This window comes from Caldifermentibacillus hisashii (genome assembly GCF_039654145.1).
GTDB lineage: Bacteria > Bacillota > Bacilli > Bacillales > Caldibacillaceae > Caldifermentibacillus > Caldifermentibacillus hisashii.
The window spans coordinates 928,726-947,087 of record NZ_CP155467.1 but is presented as its reverse complement, the minus strand read 5'-3'; the positions used below and the strand labels follow the sequence as shown (position 1 = coordinate 947,087).

Genomic DNA, 18,362 nt, shown 5'->3' with positions numbered 1-18,362 from the left:
GAAATTTATGTAAGGGTACAGCCAAAAAGCTCTTTTATTAAAAAAGATAAGCGAACGGACAATATTTTGTAGTACCTTTTTGGATGTAATTCATGTAAAAACATGTAGATATTTGTAGACAAAACATTCGAAATTTTAGAAGGAAGAAGCTATCCTATTGAAGAATTATATTTAAGAGAATAAAAACTTTTTAGGGGGAGTTTGCATTGGATCGGATTAGTTATATATCCTACGTTTTATATCAATCTCATAATGAAAATTTAAAAAAATGGGCTCTGGAGTTATTAAACGGTACGATTACTTTAAGGGAGGTAAAGGTAAAATCACAGGTTGCAGAAGCAGAAATTCAACGCGCAGAACTTTTGTATAAAAATGGAAAATTGGACTATCAAAATGTTTTTCGGTTTGTTGCGGAATATATGGAGTTAGCCTCTTAATATTATGGAAATTATTATATTTTTGAGCAGTCATCAATATTTTTATAAAGAAAACTCGGTGACTGCCGAGCCTTCAGGCGTTGGCAGAGCCGTAGTTCAGTGGAAAAACATTTTCGCTTGCGAGGTAATGCTACCGAAGTCTCTCTAATCACCGAAAAAATATAAAATTTTTTCGGCTGCGATGTATTCCAGTGAAGCTTTCCTTGTGCACTTATGTGTTAGGAAAGTAGAAATTGAAAAATTTATACTTTCCTGCTATTAGTAAAAAAGGGTCGACCGAAAATCGGTTAGACCCTGAACAGCTTATGTGTACTGCTTAAATAACCGATTACCTTCTTTTAATGAGAATAGCACCTATCCCGAAAATCCAAATGTATGAAAAGAAAAAGATCCATAGGTAAAGAATGGAAATCGACTCGTTTCCTAAAAGTGTGAAAACGGCTAAAGCTATAAATAAAATAGCTAAGGAAAGATGTGAAGCATATGCAAAAAAACGAAAAACATTGTGAATAACCCGTTCATCTGCTTCTGGCAAATTATCCTTTTTGCGTTTCTGTTTAATCACTTGAATTATTGTCAAAATGATAGTTGCAACCAAACCACCGGCAAATACATCATATGGAAATTCACCCTGAAAAAAATAAGCAAGAAATGAGCCCAGAACAATACCTATAAGACCACAAGCAATAATAAAGAATGGCGTCCACTTTGTTAAAATCGTTTCCCATTTTTTCCTGTCTTTTACACTCATTTTTCATCCTCCTGTAAAATAAAAATTTCATCAATCGGCATATTAAAATACGCAACGATTTTTAATGCTAATTCCAGACTGGGATTATACTTGTTTTTTTCAATGGCATTTATCGTTTGACGTGTAACTTGTAAATCCTCAGCCATTTTAATTTGCGAGATCCCCTTTTTTTGACGGATTTCTCGAATATGGTTAATCACCGGCATTAGTCAAACCTCCGTAAAAAGTAAAGATATCTTTACATATATAATACTAAAATACCGATAGAATGTAAAGGTATCTTTACACTCCATCGGTATTTTTTCACGATAATCCAATCTATATTGCCGCAACCGTTATCTTTCACTAAGCTGCATTCAACAAAAAAGGGTGAACATAAAGATAAACATCTTTTGGACACCCTTCGTTTTATTCATTACTCCAGTCGATTCCTTTTCAACTCAACAACGTCTCCGGTATGAGCTTAAAGCCTTCAATAACGGCATCTTCATCAACTTCAATTAAAATACAACGTTTGCCGCTGACGGTTACTTGTTTAACATACTTCAAATCTTGCGGACTGATTGAGATATTGGCAACCTTTGTTTGAATTTTTATCGATTTTGGTACTAAGCTTGTTGCCTTTAGCTCATATTTTTCATCATCAATTACTTTTTGAAACGCCATTTCGACTTTTTCCGGATTTACATCTTCAACTCCGCTTGCTTTCAAAACCTGCTCAACATCTTTATAATCGAGTTTTGGAATATCTTGTTCCTCTTCCTCTTCCATCATTCGATTAATTTCTTCATATACATTCGAAAGTGTTGACGATTCTACTTCTTCACCAACCACTTCTTTAACAATTTCTTCAAAAACTGCTTTATCGTCTTGAGCGGTCATCACCGGTTCCGCATTCAATACATCCTCAATAATATGATAGTCCGGTTGGTTTGCCTTCCCTGTCGAGTATAAAATATGATTAATATCAGTGTAATTTTCCGTAAAACAAGGAAAGAGGAATCCCGACATTGGTGATGTTAAATTAATAATTGAATCGACGACTACATTTGCTTTAAACTCCAGCTCAACAAAATCAAAAAGCAGTGATTTTTTCGGCTGTTCGGTACGATTTATGCTACAAAGGATAAATGGATGGGTATATACGGAATCATTTGCGTGTTCTTCCGTCTCCTCATTCGTCCTTTTGGTTGGTTTATAATATTCGCCGCGAATGAACGTAATTACGATATCTTTTTCATACTGAATATCTTTGACCATTTTTTCAACAAGCAGAAGCATTTGTGATTTCCAGGATTCAACATCATCGTTTTGGATTGCCTCGTATAGAATGTCCTTGCTATGCGCCTCTGCTTCCGCCTGAAACTTTAGCTCAAACAGTTTTACATCCAGCTGGCCGGTTAACACCTTTTTGAAGTTCAACATAAATAATTCTTGCTGCTCCCGGTCCAACATCGGAAACGGATGACATTCTTGATAAAAAATTTCACTGCTTTCTTTTCGAATATACACATTAAAAATATCTTTCACTTGCAAAAGATGATTATCTAACTTAAATTGCTTTCGGATATTTGCGATGTCTTTTACATTCATAAGAACTTCCCCTACTCTATTAGTCTACCTAACTAATTATAAGCAAATGCTCACCATTTTGGAAGAAGACAATCAACACGTATGATAAAGCCGATCACTAATGAAGGGATAAAAAATTTTTCTCTATTTTTACTCATACATCTGCTTAAAATTTGAAGAAAGTTCATACGTGGGTGAAAATTATTTGCGAAAGGTCCATAACAAATTTTTTAAAAAAATAGTTGACATATAGGAATAATACGTATATATTAATAAACAAGATTAATTTCATATTTTCAAATATTCTTATCTAGAGAGGTGGAGGGACTGGCCCGAAGAAACCTCGGCAGCGGACTTATTAAAAGTACTGTGCCAATTCCAGAAAGCTTTTGGCTTGAAGATAAGAAGAGATCGAAAACTATAATCGTTATGTTTACCTCTCTTCTTTCTTGAAGAGAGGTTTTTCATTTGTCAATACCGGTGACTTACCATATTGACAAGCTTAACAAAAAAATAAAAAAAGTGAGGGAAACATCATGACAACAAAAACAATTACAAAAGCACCTTTTAAAGCTGATCAAGTAGGGAGCCTACTTCGTCCGGAGCGAATCCATAAAGCAAGAAAGGACTTTCAAGAAGGAACCATTACAGCTGAGGAATTAAGAGCCATTGAAACAGAAGAAATCAAACGAATTGTCGATAAACAAATTGAAATTGGTCTGAAAGCTGTGACGGATGGCGAGTTCAGACGGAGATTTTGGCATACGGATTTTATGGAGCATTTAAACGGGGTTGAAGGGTATATCCCTGAACAAGGTTATCAATTTGTTGGCGTCGAAACCGAAAAATATAATGTCCGCGTTGTTGGAAAAGTCAGCTTTAATCCGAACCATCCGCACTTGCAAGATTTTATCGAATTTAAAGAAATTGTCGGCGACCGGGCCATTGCGAAAATGACAATTCCGAGTCCGAATCAATTTTTCTATCCGGGAATTCTAAACGAAGAAGTTTATCCGGATGTTGAAGATTTTGCAAAAGATCTAATTCAAGCATACCGTGATGCGATTCAAGCATTCTATAATGCCGGCTGTCGTTACCTGCAATTAGATGATGTTGCGATTGCCGGTTACTGTATCCCGGATATTCCGGAAGATGAACGGCAAAAATCAATTGATTTGGCATTACGTGTGGCAAATGGTGTACTGGAAGGAAAACCGGATGACTTAATCGTAACAACCCATCTTTGCCGCGGGAATTATCAATCGGCTTGGGCATTTGAGGGTCCATATGATTATATCGCCCCCACCTTTTTTGCTAAGGAAAAAGTAGACGGCTTCTTCCTTGAATACGATGATGAACGGTCCGGTGGTTTTGAACCTTTAAAATATATACCAAAGGGCGGACCCAAAGTCGTTATTGGTATTTTCACATCGAAGTCCGGAAAACTAGAAGACAAAGAAGTAATTAAAGCACGGATACAAGAAGCCGCCAAATATGTTCCGCTTGAACAACTGTGTATTAGTACACAATGCGGTTTTGCTTCGACTCACCACGGCAATAAGTTAACGGAAGAAGAGCAATGGGCAAAATTAAAATATATTATTGATATCGCAAAAGAAGTCTGGGGTACACTGTAGATATTAGGTTCTTTATACCATATGGCAAAGAAAAAATAAGTAAATACCGCCAAAGAAGTTTGCGGAACACTACAGGTTATAGGTTCATTCACCATATGCTAAATAAAAACATATCGGTATCGCCAAAGAAATACGAGAACACTGTAAAATTCCAGGATTGTGTCTTTTAGGAAAAAGTGACTCGGAATTACTGTTCCGAGCCACTTTCTATGAAAAATCTCATTCATGAAATTCTTTTTTCACGACTGATAAGGCTGCGGCAATGACTTGGTGCATATCATAATATTTGTACATACCAAGTCTGCCGCCAAAAATAACATTTGGAAATTGTCCGGCAAGTTCACTATATTTCCGATACTTTTCATTATTTTTTTCGTCATTCACCGGGTAATAAGGTTCATCACCTTTTTTCCACGTTCGCGGATATTCTTTTGTAATGACTGTTATTGGTTGATTGCCAAATTCAAAATGTTTATGTTCAATAATTCGCGTAAAAGGTGTTTCTGCATCCGTATAATTGACTACCGCATTTCCTTGATAATTTTCTAGGTCTAAAATCGTCGTTTCAAAATGCAAACTACGGTACTCTAATTCTCCAAATTGATAATCAAAAAATTGATCAATCATTCCGGTATAAATAACTTTTGGAAATTCCTGCAAATATTCTTCACGTTTTGCAAAAAAATCGGTATTCAATTCCACATCAATTCGTTCACTTGAAAGCATTTTTTCAACAATTTGCGTATACCCGCCAATTGGAATACCTTGATAACGGTCATTAAAATAGTTGTTGTCATATGTAAAGCGGACCGGCAACCGTTTGATGATAAAAGCAGGCAGTTCCGTCGCTTTCCTTCCCCATTGTTTCTCTGTATAGCCTTTAATTAATTTTTCATAAATATCGGTGCCGACCAAGGAAATGGCTTGCTCCTCCAAATTCGTCGGCTTCTCAATCCCGGCAGCCTTTCTTTGTTCCTCAATTTTCGCTTTTGCTTCTTCCGGGGTAATCACACCCCATAATTTATTAAATGTATTCATATTAAAAGGTAGATTATAAATTTCCCCTTTAAAATTGGCTATTGGACTATTTGTGTATCGATTAAATTCAGCAAACTGGTTTACATAGTTCCAAATTTCCTTATTATTTGTATGAAAAATATGGGCCCCGTATTTATGAACTTGAATCCCTTCCAAAGTTTCAGTATAAATATTACCACCGATATGGTCCCGCTTTTCAATGACCTTAACCCTTTTCCCTCGTTTGGCAGCTTCATAGGCAAAAGTACTGCCAAAAAGCCCGGAACCTACCACTAAATAATCCTCATTCATCTTTCTTCCACCTTGCTATTTAAATTCACTAACAAAAATCGTTTCTCACTTTATGAAGAAGCGGCTGTCCAAAAAGTCAAAATTAGTGACTTTTTGGACAGCCTCTGTTTCTACGGATTGACTTGCGATTTTGTCCGCGAGAGCCGCTCTATTGGACAGTTTCTCCTGATTAACTTCCCTTTTTGTCGGTGAGAGCTTGCTCTATTGGACAGTTCTCGCTGTTTGGCTTCCCTTTTTGTCCGTGAAAGGCACTCTAGTCTACTGAAAAGGTGCGAAAAAATTTTTCCGAACGCCATAACTAGAAATACTTTTGCGGTTAACCATACTATATTTTTGGGTCATGAACTTATTTCGAGTAGTTTTTCAGTAGCCTCAATCCATACTTTTTTCAGCCCCTTATAACCGTCATGCTGGTTTTATCTGTAAAAAAAATACCTTTCAACTATCTTACCATTGAAAGGTATGTGCATTCAACTTGCCATCTTTTTTACAAGTAAATCTGTTAATTAAAGCCGACAATTTTTTGCGAGATTTTATAGGCTCCGACAGAAATGGTTCGACCAACTCGCCCGGGCAAATTCATGAGCTGACCTAACATTCCGTATCTAAGATTATGATATAGTTCAAAATCTCTTTCTCTAATAAAATTCCATAATTCCTTTTTCTTTTCCAAGTTTTCCGGGGTACCTGAACGAATTAACATAATTGCCGAAATAACCGTCACGATTTCAATATGATTGAGCAAGTATTCCCGTAGCTTTGGATTTTCAATTGTATCCAATTTTACAAGTTCAATCATAAGCTTATTTACCTTTATCTGTTGATCAATTCGTTTTATCATAACCTTCTCATTTACCGACTGGTCGTTTCTGCCAATAAAATAACGGTAAAAATTCACATCGATGTAAATCATTTTTTTCACATATTGGAGCGGCTGATAAACAAACAAATTATCAACATAAAAAGTATGTTTCGGTAATTCCAAGCCGCATTCTCTTAATAAATTCGTCCTGTAAATAAGGGAATGCATCATGATATATTGCCCTTTACGAAAACGACCGATATCGTCCCATGAAAAAATCCGATTTTGCGGAAAGACATTTTCATACTTCATTACTTTCTTGTTTTTCTTTCCTTCTTTTTCAAATACAAAATTGCTGACCACCATATCAACAACCGTATGATTTCTCGCCATCGTTTTCAGTTTGTGCAAGATTTTCATATACGATGGATAATCGACCCAGTCATCACTGTCCACAACTTTTAGATATAAACCTGAAGCATGACGAATACCGGTATTAACAGCCCCACCATGGCCGGCGTTTTCTTGATGGATTGCTTTCACAATAGTTGGATATTTTTTTGCATATTCATTGGCAATTACTGCTGTTTGATCCCGGGACCCGTCATTTACTATCAGCAATTCCACATCCTCCCCCCCGGGCAACAGGGAGTCAATGCAATTTCTCATATATTCTTGTGAATTATAACAAGGAATAACGACTGATAATAATTTCATCTATCACACTACCTTTTTTTTGAACCTAGGTTTCTACTTTTCCGATTCGTTTTTAAAAATAATTTTAAAGATCGGGAAAAATACCCAGAAGGAAATTGCGCTGTTAATGAGCATTGTAATAATATCGGCAGTCGTTTCACCAGCAGATCCCCATCCCCATGTATTCATGAGATAGTTATAGATTGGCGCTTTGTAGAAACCTTGAGCTGCTGCAGCACCGATAGTTATTAAAATATAAGCAACGACATACCAAAAAGCAGCTTTCCAAATATTACTATTCGACTTAAATGTTATATTTCTTTGGGCAAAAAAGTTTATGACTTGTGCAATACCGATTGTAATTTGTACGGCAAGGAAATAAGCAAGACCGCCACCGCCACCATTAGATAGGGACCCCGCTGCATAGTCAAAAACATAATAAGGACTACCATCAAAATTGTGCCCAAATTGCATAATCTGAAAATTTGTGTCTACCAATGATGTTTGCCCAAAAATGCTTTTTAATAAAGGCATTAATACAAATTGTAAAACTGTTACCCCGTTACTTAACATAAAAAACACTAGAAACTGCGCAATATTCGGGTGCTTCTCTTTGTATTTTACCCATATATCAATCATTCCCGCAACCATTTTATTTTGTTTGATTTTACCACTCGCCATGATTACATCTCCTTAACTGCGTCAGTTTCACGGGTTAAAGAACTTTTTTCTTTTAACATTAATTTTCTTTGCTTTAAGAAATAATTTAGTCCTTTAAAGAAATGTCCGTTTACAATCATTAAAAGGCCATCGAGCATTGGCATGTTAATCATGCCGCCGGTCATTCTGGAAATCCCCCGAAATGGCATATGATAAACAGACATGATGATGAGATTGGCCGTGCTTCTTTTTCCAATTTTTCTTAAAAACCAATGGGCAAATTTTATAAGATGAAAGGCAAATCTTGCAAAACCACCTTTTGCATATTGGCATTGTGCAATTGTATCATTGTATCCAAGCGGCTTTGAACGGTCCCAGTTCGGATCAGGAACTTTTCTGCCAATCAAATGTTCAAACTCTTCTAAACTTACATTACTTACTTTTCCAGAATAATAAGATGGCAGTTTTTCTTTTTCATACGGTACGGGTGCTGCGGTTCCTTCGACATGTAGATTTCCATTCAATCTTATATCCACACTTGAAGCACCAATCATTATTTCATATTCAGCATCCTCAATTTCCCATTGGTTAGTTTTTACGTTAAAATAACGAAATGTTTTATCATCAAAGGAAATGGTAACTTCCTTTGTTTCACCCGGTTGAAGATAAACTTTCTTAAATCCTTTTAATTCCTTTTTTGGTCTAAAAATTGCTTCAGACTTGCAACCGACATACAGTTGAGCAATTTCTGATCCGGCGTGATTTCCGGTATTCGTTATGTTAAATGTTACTCCTTTGCGGCTTACCTTAAGATCGGCATACGCAAATGTTGTATAACTTAGCCCGTAGCCAAACGGGAACAATACCGGGACATTCGCTGTATCATAATAACGATAGCCAATGTATGGTCCTTCCCGATATTCGACACTTACTTCTTTGCCCGGGAAGTGATGATAGGAAGGGGTATCTTCATAACGGATTGGGTAGCTTTCTGCTAATTTACCGGATGGGTTGACTTTTCCGGTTAGTACGTTCAAGACGGCCTTAGCCCCCGCTTGCCCACTTAAATATCCGTGGACGAGCCCCTTCACTCTATCAATCCAAGGCATTTCTACAGCCGAACCGCATGAAAGAACAACAACAATATTCCGGTTTACCTCGTATATAGCATGTAATAATTCGACCTGATTTTCCGGGATTTTCATATTTTCCCGATCTAATCCTTCAGCCTCTGTCACTTCATCTAATCCGATATATAATAGAACGACATCGGCACGACTTGCCAGTTCACATGCCTTATCTATTTTTTTCTTATTCTTTTTCCCGTATCGTTCAAAACCCGGCTCGTAGCCAATAGCTTTAATACCGGATTCATCAAGGCAATCCAATGTATGATTTAAAATGGTCGGATTGACAATGGATGAACCGGCTCCTTGATACCTTGCCTCTTCTGCAAAATCACCAATCACGGCTACTTTTGCATCTTTTTTTAATGGTAAAATATTTCCTTCATTTTTTAATAGGATAATGGATTCTTCGGCCACTTTTTGGGCCATTTGATGATGTTCTTTCGTGTCAAAATCGATATGAGGCTTTTCAAATATTTTTTCTGTCGTGAAAATAAGATCCAATAAGCGGTCGACACATTCATCTAACACTTCTTCTTGAATTTTTCCGCTTTTTATTGCTTCGACGATTTCTTTATCTGTTTCACCGTCTGTTGTCGGCATTTCTAATTCATTGCCGGCAAGGAGTCCAGCAACACGATCATTGTTTCCACCCCAATCTGTTACAACGACACCATCAAACCCCCATTCATCGCGGAGAATGTCTCTCATTAAATGTATATTTTCATTCGTATGTGTGCCATTTAACATATTATAGGAAGACATAACTGTTTTCGTTTTTCCTTCTTTAACAGCAATTTCAAAAGCTGTTAAGTAAATTTCTCGGAGTGTCCGCTCGTCGACAATTGTGTCAATGACCATCCGTCTTTCTTCTTGATTATTGACGGCAAAATGCTTCACACAAGCGGAAATTCCATTCAATTGAATTCCGCGAATGAGCCCGGCAGCCATTTTTCCGGCAAGATATGGATCTTCACTGTAATATTCAAAGTTTCTTCCACACAATGGGTTTCTTTTCATATTAATACCTGGCCCCAGCAAAACATTGACTTTCTGAGCAACTGCCTCTTTCCCAAGATATTTGCCCATTTTTTCAACAAGTTCCACATTCCAACTATTCGCAACGGTTGCTGCTGTTGGGAAACAAGTTGCCGGGATACTTTCATTTAAGCCCAGATGATCGGCTGCAGCGGCCTGTTTCCGAACCCCATGCGGACCATCCGCAAGAAACATACTGGGGATGCCAAGACGATCAATATTTTGCGATTGCCAGAAATCTTTTCCGGACATAAGAGAGGCTTTTTCTTCCAGGGTCATTTCTCGAATTATGTCTTTATATTTCATAGTCATTCCTCTTTTTTATTTTTTGGGCGGTACCTCGGATGAAGTACCGCCTAATTTTTCTTTTATTCGAGTCATTATACTTTAGGCAGCATTTTCTTTTCCTTTTTCCTTTCCCTTTCGAAATGTTAAGAAGAAACCGATACCGATACCTAAAGCAACAAGAACATCAACCGCAATGGTGATCTTAACCCATGTTGGAGTTTCTGAGCTCATGGGATTGTCTATTGCACTACTGTTTGCAACAGTGTATAAGATACTGTGAGCTGCATCTCTCATCGCCCATAACGTGTCATTACTTTCAGTATTTACTTCAGCAACACCAACAGGGGCAGCACCTGTTAAATACAAGTCATTTCCACTACGGATACCCAGTTCATAATTCATATAAGGATAGGCATTAATCATATAGAAATCAGTTACAACCAAACCAGTGAATCCCCATTCGTTACGAAGGATTTCTTTTAACAGACCCGAGCTAGCACCTGCCCATGTATTACCGATACTGTTAAAAGACGACATTACAGCTCCGGCTCCACCTTCTTTAACCGCAAGTTCAAATGGTTTTAAGTAAACTTCACGAACGGTTTGTTCATTAGCCCATGTTAAAACACCATTTGTACGATTTGTTTCTTGGTCATTTAAAGCAAAGTGTTTGATGTAAACATATCCACCTTTGCTTTGGAATCCATTCGTTACAGCTGCTGCCATCTTACCAGAAAGTAATCCATCTTCTGAATAATATTCAAAGTTACGTCCGGCAAATGCGGTACGATGAATATTCATAGCAGGTGCATACCAGCCTGTAACACCATAAGCTTGAGCCTCAGCACCAATACTTTCGCCCATTTGTTTTGCTAATTCAACATTCCAAGTAGATGCAAGCATAACTTCTGCAGGGAATGCGATACCAGATTGTCCATTTGCAGCCATATTCATATTATTAATAGCTGCTGGCCCGTCATAGTCTAAAGTTGCAGGTTTACCTACTGATTCAATTTCAACGGTTCTGTATCCTCCTAAGGTTGAAAGACTAACCAAATCATCAACCGTTAATTGATCAAGTAAAGTATCCCAACTTTCATCATTGTAATCGACACCTACATAGTCTTTTAATGTCTTTCCGTTTTCTGCTCCCGTAGTTGGTGCTTTGTCATTTGTATCAGCAGGTACATCATATCTGATTCCGTTTATATAATTAACAAAATTAGTAGTTGTAACTTTACCTTTTACCGTCATTGTTTTGTTCTCTGCATCTTTAACCGTATAAGTTTGATCTTGTGTAAGTACTTCATTTAGATTTGCAAAACCATTAGCTCTTGAAAGAACCTTAGTTAGACTACCTTCACCTGTTAGTTCGTTGTCTAACCGATTCACAGCAACTTGTTGATCACTGGAACGACCTTCTGTATAATAAGTAACTTGAGAGAGTTCCTTAGAAGCTACATCCGTAATTTTTTCATGAGAGTTCTTCATAAGCATTAAGGAATATTCTCCCGCCTCTAGAACATATCCACCATTTGATGTATAAACTTTATTTGAATCATAAGATGCCATATCTTCTACCTTAAATGATAGAGTTATCGTTTCTGATTCACCTGGTTTAATCACATCTGTCTTAGCAAAAGCACCAAGAACTTTTGATGGTTTTTCAATTTTTCCTGTGTAAGGTGCTGAGTAGTACAACTGAACCACCTCTTTACCTTCCACTGAACCTGTATTAGTTACTTTTACATCAACCGAAATATTTTCATCATCCCATTTTAAACTATTGGGTACAACTTCTTGTGCAAACTCTGTATAACTTAAACCATAACCGAACGGATAAACAACTTCTTCATCATAATTAATTGCACCTTCATCGGCGGCTGTTTCATAAAAACGGTATCCTAAATAAACGCCCTCTTTATAATCAACGTAATTTAATTTTACTTTTTGTTTATCAGTTGCAATAGAATATGATCCATCTTCGTTTTTAAGTACATAGTATTGATCACCGAAACTACTCATTGCCGGGTTTTTCAACAAATCAGCAGTATAAATATCGACTGTCCTACCTGATGGATTAACTTGCCCGGCAAGAACTTTACCAAGAGAAGTGAAGCCATTTTGACCTGGACCGGCAATATTGACCACACTTTTAATTTGGCTATAATCTTTAACCCAGCCAAGCTCAAATGTATTGGAACTATTGACAACAAGAATAACGTTATCAAAGTTTGCTGTAACTGCATCAATCATCCCTTTTTCACGGTTACTTAGTTCCAAGTAATGTTTATTTGCGTCAAGATCATCTTTATTCCCATATCTTACGCCCGTAGCACCGAATGCTCCGCCCTCTGGATCAAAGGTATCTTCACCATCTAAACTTACCGGAAGATCTGCACCCTCACCACCGGAACGAGCAATAAAGATGATAGCGGTATCGGAAAATTCCTTAGCTTGTCTCATAAGTTCATTTGTATAAAATTTTGTTGGTTCAGGTTCTGGAATCGTCCAATCTTGACCATTCATTCCTACCATTGGTCTTTCTAAACCTGTATCTACATATGCTTTATATAATTGTTCATTCACTTCAAATCCTGCAGACTCTAGTCCCGCCTTTGGTGTAACGGCTGTAGAAGCATCCGCTGAACCGGAACCAGTCCCACCATAGATTGGATTTGTAAAACTCCATCCAAAAACGTTTACCTTCGTCTTTTTTTCTTGTGAAGTTTTAAGTGGAAGTGTATTGTCATCATTTTTAAGAAGGACAATACCTTCATCAGCAATTTTTTCAACTAATTTTGTTGATGTCTCACGTGCAGCAACCGCTTCCTTACTATCCATGTCAATCGTAGAAAAATAAGCTGAAATAACATCTGAAAAATGATACAAGGCAATATTTGCCCCAATAGCAATTACCAACAAAACAGACAAAACCGATCTCCAAATAATGCGAGATCTTTTTTTATTCTTGGTTTTACTCATGTAATTACTCCCCCTCACTTAATATAGTATTTTTTTATGTGGAAGAAATCTTTGCGAAAACTTAAATTTTCAGAGGATTTTAAGCGTATTCATTTTCAAAAATATAATAATAGCTTCATAATTTCTCCATATCCTCAAAAAAATTTAAGCCCTTTCTTCCTTCCTCATATTTGACATTCTTATACTAACACAGTTTTTTTCTTATAAAATTTACTTGCACGAACTGCATGGATTTTTGCATAAACTGTAAAAGCGTTTTCTATTTATAAATCTTACTCTGAAATGAATGCTGAATAATAAAGTCTATATTTTAACAGAAAAGGCTTGGATTGACATTGAGTCTTATCCAAGCCAAGAAAATTCATCCAATATTCGATTCACTAAGGTATGAAATCTTTAGTTCAAGCCAATTTTTGATTCACATAATAAAAATTAGCAAACTACATAACCAAGGTAAAGATAAAACGAACTAACTTATTTAGCAGGTTGTTCCAATGTCTCTTTTTCAACTTTTTTAAACTTATCCACCTGTTTATTTAAGTCATCTACAATTTCCCAATTTCTTGAAGATTCATCAGAAATGACCGTTATTGAGTTTAATAACATAGCGGTATCATCACTTGATTGAACCATGACTCTTACACTTTCCTCCACTGCTATTGTGATTCCTTCAATACCTTCAGCCATATTATTTGAAATTCTCCTCAAATCGCCGGACTTTTCTTGATAGCGAGTTAACATAGCATTTATTGTATCAATATTTTGTTTATATTTATTTGCGATATTTACAAACCCATCATAATCAGGCAGAACGTTTTCCGTAATATAGGACAACAGTTTTTCGCCATTATTTACAAGTTCATCTACAGCATGAATGACTAGCGAATTGATATTTTGAATATTACTTGCAATCTCCTTGGTACTCTCTGATAGTTTCCTAATTTCTTCAGCAACTACTGCAAACCCTTTTCCTGATTCTCCTGCTCTCGCTGCTTCAATCGATGCATTCAAAGCAAGTAAGTTCGTTTGATTGGAAATTTCTAAAATATCTGCCGTAAGTTCATTAATTCTTTTTACAGAACGGCTATTCTCTATAGACAAACTCATTGATTTGTTAATATCTTGAAGAACCTCTTCTGTCTGTTTTTTACTTTCTATCGTTTGTATTTGAATTACATCTGCTTGTTCAACAATACTACTGACATGCGTTAAATTTGTTTTGGCGTCATCGGCAATATCGTTAGAGGCGGATAGGACTTCTTGAGCGCCATAATCGACATTCTGGATCGTACTGCTTATTTCTTCCATACTTGCGGTTAATTCAGTTAATCCGGCAGAAATACTGGATGTAGAATCTTTACATTCTAATATTTGCTGACTAATATTTTCAGTAGATTGATAAATGAACTTGGAACCGGATTTAATAGAAATCATAGCATTTTGTAAAGCATCTAAAAATTGATTGATACCTTTAACCATCTGTCCGACTTCATCTTCAGAACGGTTTTCAATGCGAACTGTTAAATCGCCTTCATTATTTTCGAGCTTTTGAATGATATGATTTAAACTCGTTGTTGCGTTTTTTAACGGTGATATAATCGTCTTTTTTGAAATCCAAACAGCTATTGCAACTGCTGCGATAAAAATTACTCCCATTACCCAAACGATAATAGTGGATCTGTAAACTCGGGAGTGGATGAGACTACCTTCGTGGTCAATACTTTTATCTAAAACCGTTTGATAATCGGTCTCTGCGACATGCATTTCTTCTAATAGTGACTCATATGTTAGATATTTTTCTTTTACTGATGGAATATCACCATTTGAAATATCTTCTGCAATATTCGTAGCTTGTTCCAAAAACGCTTCCATATTCTTTAAGTAAGGAGCAAAAGCATTCTTAAGTTCATCATTCATCGCCTTTTCGGAAAACCCATCGCTTTTATTTGCAATTATCTTTAAACTATTTCTTACTTTTTCAATATTATTTTGTATCTTTTCAGACACTTCTTTTGGATCATTCACTGTTCCTTGAATATACCGATCAACTGATAATTTAATTTCCCCTATTTCTTTGGCTATTTTTACCTGCTCCCCTTCTATTTTTACAAAGTAGTTTGAAAACAGGGCAGATGATAACTGTACTTGGCTGTTCGTAACACCACTTATGACAGTATTAAATAGAAAAAGAAACAATAAAAAAAAGAGTATAATCAAAATTCGATATGTAATCGATTTTCGCAATGATAATTACCTCCAAATATTTAATTTAAGGACAATATGACCTAAAGGATTCAGCATAGAGATAGAAGTCCCATTTTATATAGCTGGAAATTAATTGGAAAGTAGTTCGTTTCTATTAAGCTTATCCGGTCTGATTAGGATAGCCGCAACTATTGCCGACATTAAAACATAGTCAAATGTTATCATGTTATTTTGTTTGTAAAAATACGTTGCATAAACTGTTCATTTTTTTGCACAAACTGTTATTGCATTTCCTGTTTTGAAAAAATCTTGACCGAATGCTGCTGGACGATAAAAGAGCCTTTTTAAATAGAAAAGGCCTGGATTGACACTGAGTCTTATCCAAGCCATGAAAATTCTTTCAAAGATCCGATTTTTCTTTTTTCAAAGGTATGAGGATCTTTAGTTCAAACCAATGATCTTTTTGATCTACACTAACGACACCGCCATACTTCTGAACCGCATAGCGAATACTTTTCAGCCCGTAACCATGATTAAACGTATCCTTTTTTGTCGTGACCGGCAAGTCCCCTTCAAGCTTGAGCTCGCCTTCGAAATAATTTTCAATACGAATCATCAAAAATCCCTTTTGTGCAAAAACAGAAACATGGATTAATCGTTTTTCTTTATCAGCTATTTTTTGTTCGTATTCAATTGCATTATCGAGCGCATTTCCGAAAATCGTACAAATATCGACGACATCCATGAAATTCAGTAATGTTCCGTCTGCTACACAGGTTAGCGTAATCCCGTTTTTCATACAATTCATATTTTTACTGGTTAACAATGTATCTAATACATGATTCCCCGTTTTATTTTGTGCCTCGTACAGCTTAATGTCATTCTCCATTTTTGTTAAAAACTCATTGCGCTTATCTGCATCTTTTTCTGCTTTAAGCGCAATAATTTGGTTTTTTAAGTCGTGGTATTTAAAATTGATCATTTCAATACTTTCTTTTGATTGTTGATATTGAACAAACTGATTTTGCAAAATATTTTGCACTGCTTTTAATTCATGTCTGACGCGTAATTCATTTAATTGAATATGGTAAGCGTAAAGAATGGCAAATCCACCTAAATCTACCAATGTACGAATGTTAAAGATTTCTTGCGCATATTGCCCACTAAACGGTGTTCTCGTCGTTATGAAACTTAAATTACTCATGGCAAAGACGGCCGCCCCGATCACAACCGTTGACCATAATTCGTGCAGTCTTATATTTAATTTTCCATCAATCGGAACTTGACGTTTTTCCAGAAACCAAATGAATAAAAATGCTACTCCATAGATGGCAAATAATAATAGTAATTCCATTGGCAAAGTCGCTTTTTCTGCATTCCAAAAAAAGAAATGCACTTGCCATTCCAAAGAAGCAATCAGTTCTGCAGCGACAAATGCTCTTACGCTAAAATAACCTGCTTCAAAAATCGTAATATCACAACTAAAAAAAATGAAAAAAAGCATCATACCGATTGCCATGATCATACACGGAATCCAAAAAACAATCGGTAAATCTCTCGTTATAACTAAAAAAATAGATTGGATGAATAGTGTACAAACGGAAAATGTTATCAGTTTCCAACCGGTTAATCGCTTTTTTAATAATGAGATATAAATGAGGCAGGCCATCCATTCGGCCAAGGCTGTATAGATTCTCGGTATATCCGGAATGACATTAGTCATTTAATCACCTCGCCCCAATAATTAGCTAACGCTTCCATGAATGCTTTCCTTCTTGGACGGCTGATCAAAAGATCCTTCCCTCTAACAACGGCACAGTTTTCATTCATTCCTTCAACATGAGCTAAGTTTATTAAATAACCTTTATTGCCCCGAAAGAAATGAAAGTCAGCCAATTCCTTTTCTAAATCTTTCATCGTTCCGGATGAGGTGAACTCGCCTTCTTTTGTATAAAAGATTAATTGATGTCCAAAGCTTTCAATATAATAAATATCAGAAACTTGAAATCGCCGTACTCCTCCTTTGATTCGTACAGTAATAAATTGGGCTTCTCTTTTTTTCATTCGCTCAATCGCCCGAGTTAATCGTTGTGAAAACTGAAAATAGGAAATCGGTTTTAAAATATAGTCCAAAGCGTCCACAGCATACCCTTTAATCGCATATTGGGCCAAATTCGTGATAAAAATGATAACAACTTCGGAATCTATTTTTCTTATTTCCTCTGCCGCTGACATCCCGTCCATAAATTGCATTTGTACATCCATTAAAATGATGTCATATTGGGCATGATAGTTTTCAACGATTTCATCTCCATCATTATAAGTTTCAATTGAAATTGTTTCACCTTGTTCTTGTTTAAACTTATGAAGAAAGTCAATTAACTGTTCTTTATAATTATGATCATCCTCAACGATGGCAATCCGTATCATTCCTAACTCCCTCTCACTTTAGTTTCGGATGGACATTTCAATTTAACGGAAGTGACAAAAATAGCAAGCCTTTTCAATACTCACCAAAAATAAATAAGGAAAATTTCTTTTTTAATGTAACTATAGCACACCGTCATTTTTAATACAAACGGCCTACTATAATGATTCTAGTTACGCCAAATCTAGTATTGCAAAATTTTAATTGGGTATCGCATCCTAAAGACGTGTGGGTGGTCTCGCCGAAAAAACTAGATTGATTTCCGGAAATTCCCCCATTTACATAGATAAAACAGTATTGATGATTTTTACAATTCCAGAAAATGCAAAAAATATGTTAGAAATTGTCACCTTATAAAGAAATAAATATGGTAATATATGCTTATAGTAATTTGAAAGCGCTTTGCA

The 18,362-nt window shown here is 36.1% G+C and carries 13 protein-coding genes and 1 riboswitch; of the genes, 2 read left to right on the top strand and 11 right to left on the bottom strand.

What is annotated here, in order from left to right:
• The first annotated feature begins 206 nt into the window (after nucleotides 1-206).
• Complete coding sequence (locus NSQ14_RS04430) at nucleotides 207-437, top strand: hypothetical protein (protein WP_034768523.1); 231 nt, start codon at nucleotides 207-209, stop codon at nucleotides 435-437.
• 328 nt (nucleotides 438-765) lie between these two features.
• Here the strand turns inward: NSQ14_RS04430 and NSQ14_RS04425 are convergent, their stop codons facing one another.
• The 3 genes from NSQ14_RS04425 to NSQ14_RS04415 all read right to left on the bottom strand — a co-directional run bounded on the left by NSQ14_RS04425 (nucleotide 766) and on the right by NSQ14_RS04415 (nucleotide 2,781).
• A complete protein-coding gene (locus tag NSQ14_RS04425) occupies nucleotides 766-1,188 on the bottom strand; it encodes a hypothetical protein (protein WP_051988998.1) in 423 nt (140 codons plus the stop codon).
• Entirely contained in the window at nucleotides 1,185-1,394 is a 210-nt protein-coding gene (locus tag NSQ14_RS04420; protein ID WP_034768521.1) for a helix-turn-helix transcriptional regulator, read from the bottom strand. Before NSQ14_RS04420 ends, NSQ14_RS04425 begins: the two co-directional genes overlap by 4 nt.
• A 229-nt stretch (nucleotides 1,395-1,623) precedes the next feature.
• The gene (locus NSQ14_RS04415) at nucleotides 1,624-2,781 is read right to left on the bottom strand and encodes a DUF4317 domain-containing protein (protein WP_034768519.1); all 1,158 of its coding nucleotides are present in this window, start codon (nucleotides 2,779-2,781) and stop codon (nucleotides 1,624-1,626) included.
• A gap of 282 nt (nucleotides 2,782-3,063) precedes the next feature.
• Nucleotides 3,064-3,167, top strand: a riboswitch (SAM riboswitch).
• A 129-nt stretch (nucleotides 3,168-3,296) separates the two neighbouring features.
• Between NSQ14_RS04415 and NSQ14_RS04410 the strand changes: the two genes are divergently transcribed.
• A complete protein-coding gene (locus NSQ14_RS04410) occupies nucleotides 3,297-4,397 on the top strand; it encodes a 5-methyltetrahydropteroyltriglutamate--homocysteine S-methyltransferase (protein WP_095141431.1) in 1,101 nt (366 codons plus the stop codon).
• 219 nt (nucleotides 4,398-4,616) lie between these two features.
• Here the strand turns inward: NSQ14_RS04410 and glf are convergent, their stop codons facing one another.
• The 8 genes from glf to NSQ14_RS04370 all read right to left on the bottom strand — a co-directional run bounded on the left by glf (nucleotide 4,617) and on the right by NSQ14_RS04370 (nucleotide 17,957).
• Nucleotides 4,617-5,726 (bottom strand): UDP-galactopyranose mutase, encoded by a 1,110-nt coding sequence (gene glf, locus NSQ14_RS04405; RefSeq protein WP_346216927.1) that lies wholly within the window; start codon nucleotides 5,724-5,726, stop codon nucleotides 4,617-4,619.
• Between the two features lie 502 nt (nucleotides 5,727-6,228).
• A complete protein-coding gene (locus NSQ14_RS04400; protein ID WP_328186165.1) occupies nucleotides 6,229-7,245 on the bottom strand; it encodes a glycosyltransferase family A protein in 1,017 nt (338 codons plus the stop codon).
• A 33-nt stretch (nucleotides 7,246-7,278) separates the two neighbouring features.
• Nucleotides 7,279-7,905 carry a hypothetical protein gene (locus tag NSQ14_RS04395; RefSeq protein ID WP_346200620.1) on the bottom strand — a complete coding sequence of 209 codons (627 nt, stop codon included), beginning with the start codon at nucleotides 7,903-7,905 and terminating at the stop codon, nucleotides 7,279-7,281.
• Between the two features lie 2 nt (nucleotides 7,906-7,907).
• Nucleotides 7,908-10,355 carry a glycoside hydrolase family 3 C-terminal domain-containing protein gene (locus tag NSQ14_RS04390; protein WP_346216926.1) on the bottom strand — a complete coding sequence of 816 codons (2,448 nt, stop codon included), beginning with the start codon at nucleotides 10,353-10,355 and terminating at the stop codon, nucleotides 7,908-7,910.
• A gap of 81 nt (nucleotides 10,356-10,436) precedes the next feature.
• Complete coding sequence (locus tag NSQ14_RS04385; protein ID WP_051988997.1) at nucleotides 10,437-13,322, bottom strand: glycoside hydrolase family 3 protein; 2,886 nt, start codon at nucleotides 13,320-13,322, stop codon at nucleotides 10,437-10,439.
• Nucleotides 13,323-13,796: 474 nt separating this feature from the next.
• Nucleotides 13,797-15,566: a methyl-accepting chemotaxis protein gene (locus NSQ14_RS04380; RefSeq protein WP_034768508.1), complete on the bottom strand. Its 1,770-nt coding sequence runs from the start codon at nucleotides 15,564-15,566 to the stop codon at nucleotides 13,797-13,799.
• Between the two features lie 361 nt (nucleotides 15,567-15,927).
• Nucleotides 15,928-17,250, bottom strand: coding sequence for a GHKL domain-containing protein (locus tag NSQ14_RS04375; RefSeq protein WP_346216925.1), 1,323 nt, complete (start codon nucleotides 17,248-17,250; stop codon nucleotides 15,928-15,930).
• A complete protein-coding gene (locus NSQ14_RS04370; protein WP_216405476.1) occupies nucleotides 17,247-17,957 on the bottom strand; it encodes a LytR/AlgR family response regulator transcription factor in 711 nt (236 codons plus the stop codon). Before NSQ14_RS04370 ends, NSQ14_RS04375 begins: the two co-directional genes overlap by 4 nt.
• Nucleotides 17,958-18,362 lie beyond the last annotated feature (405 nt).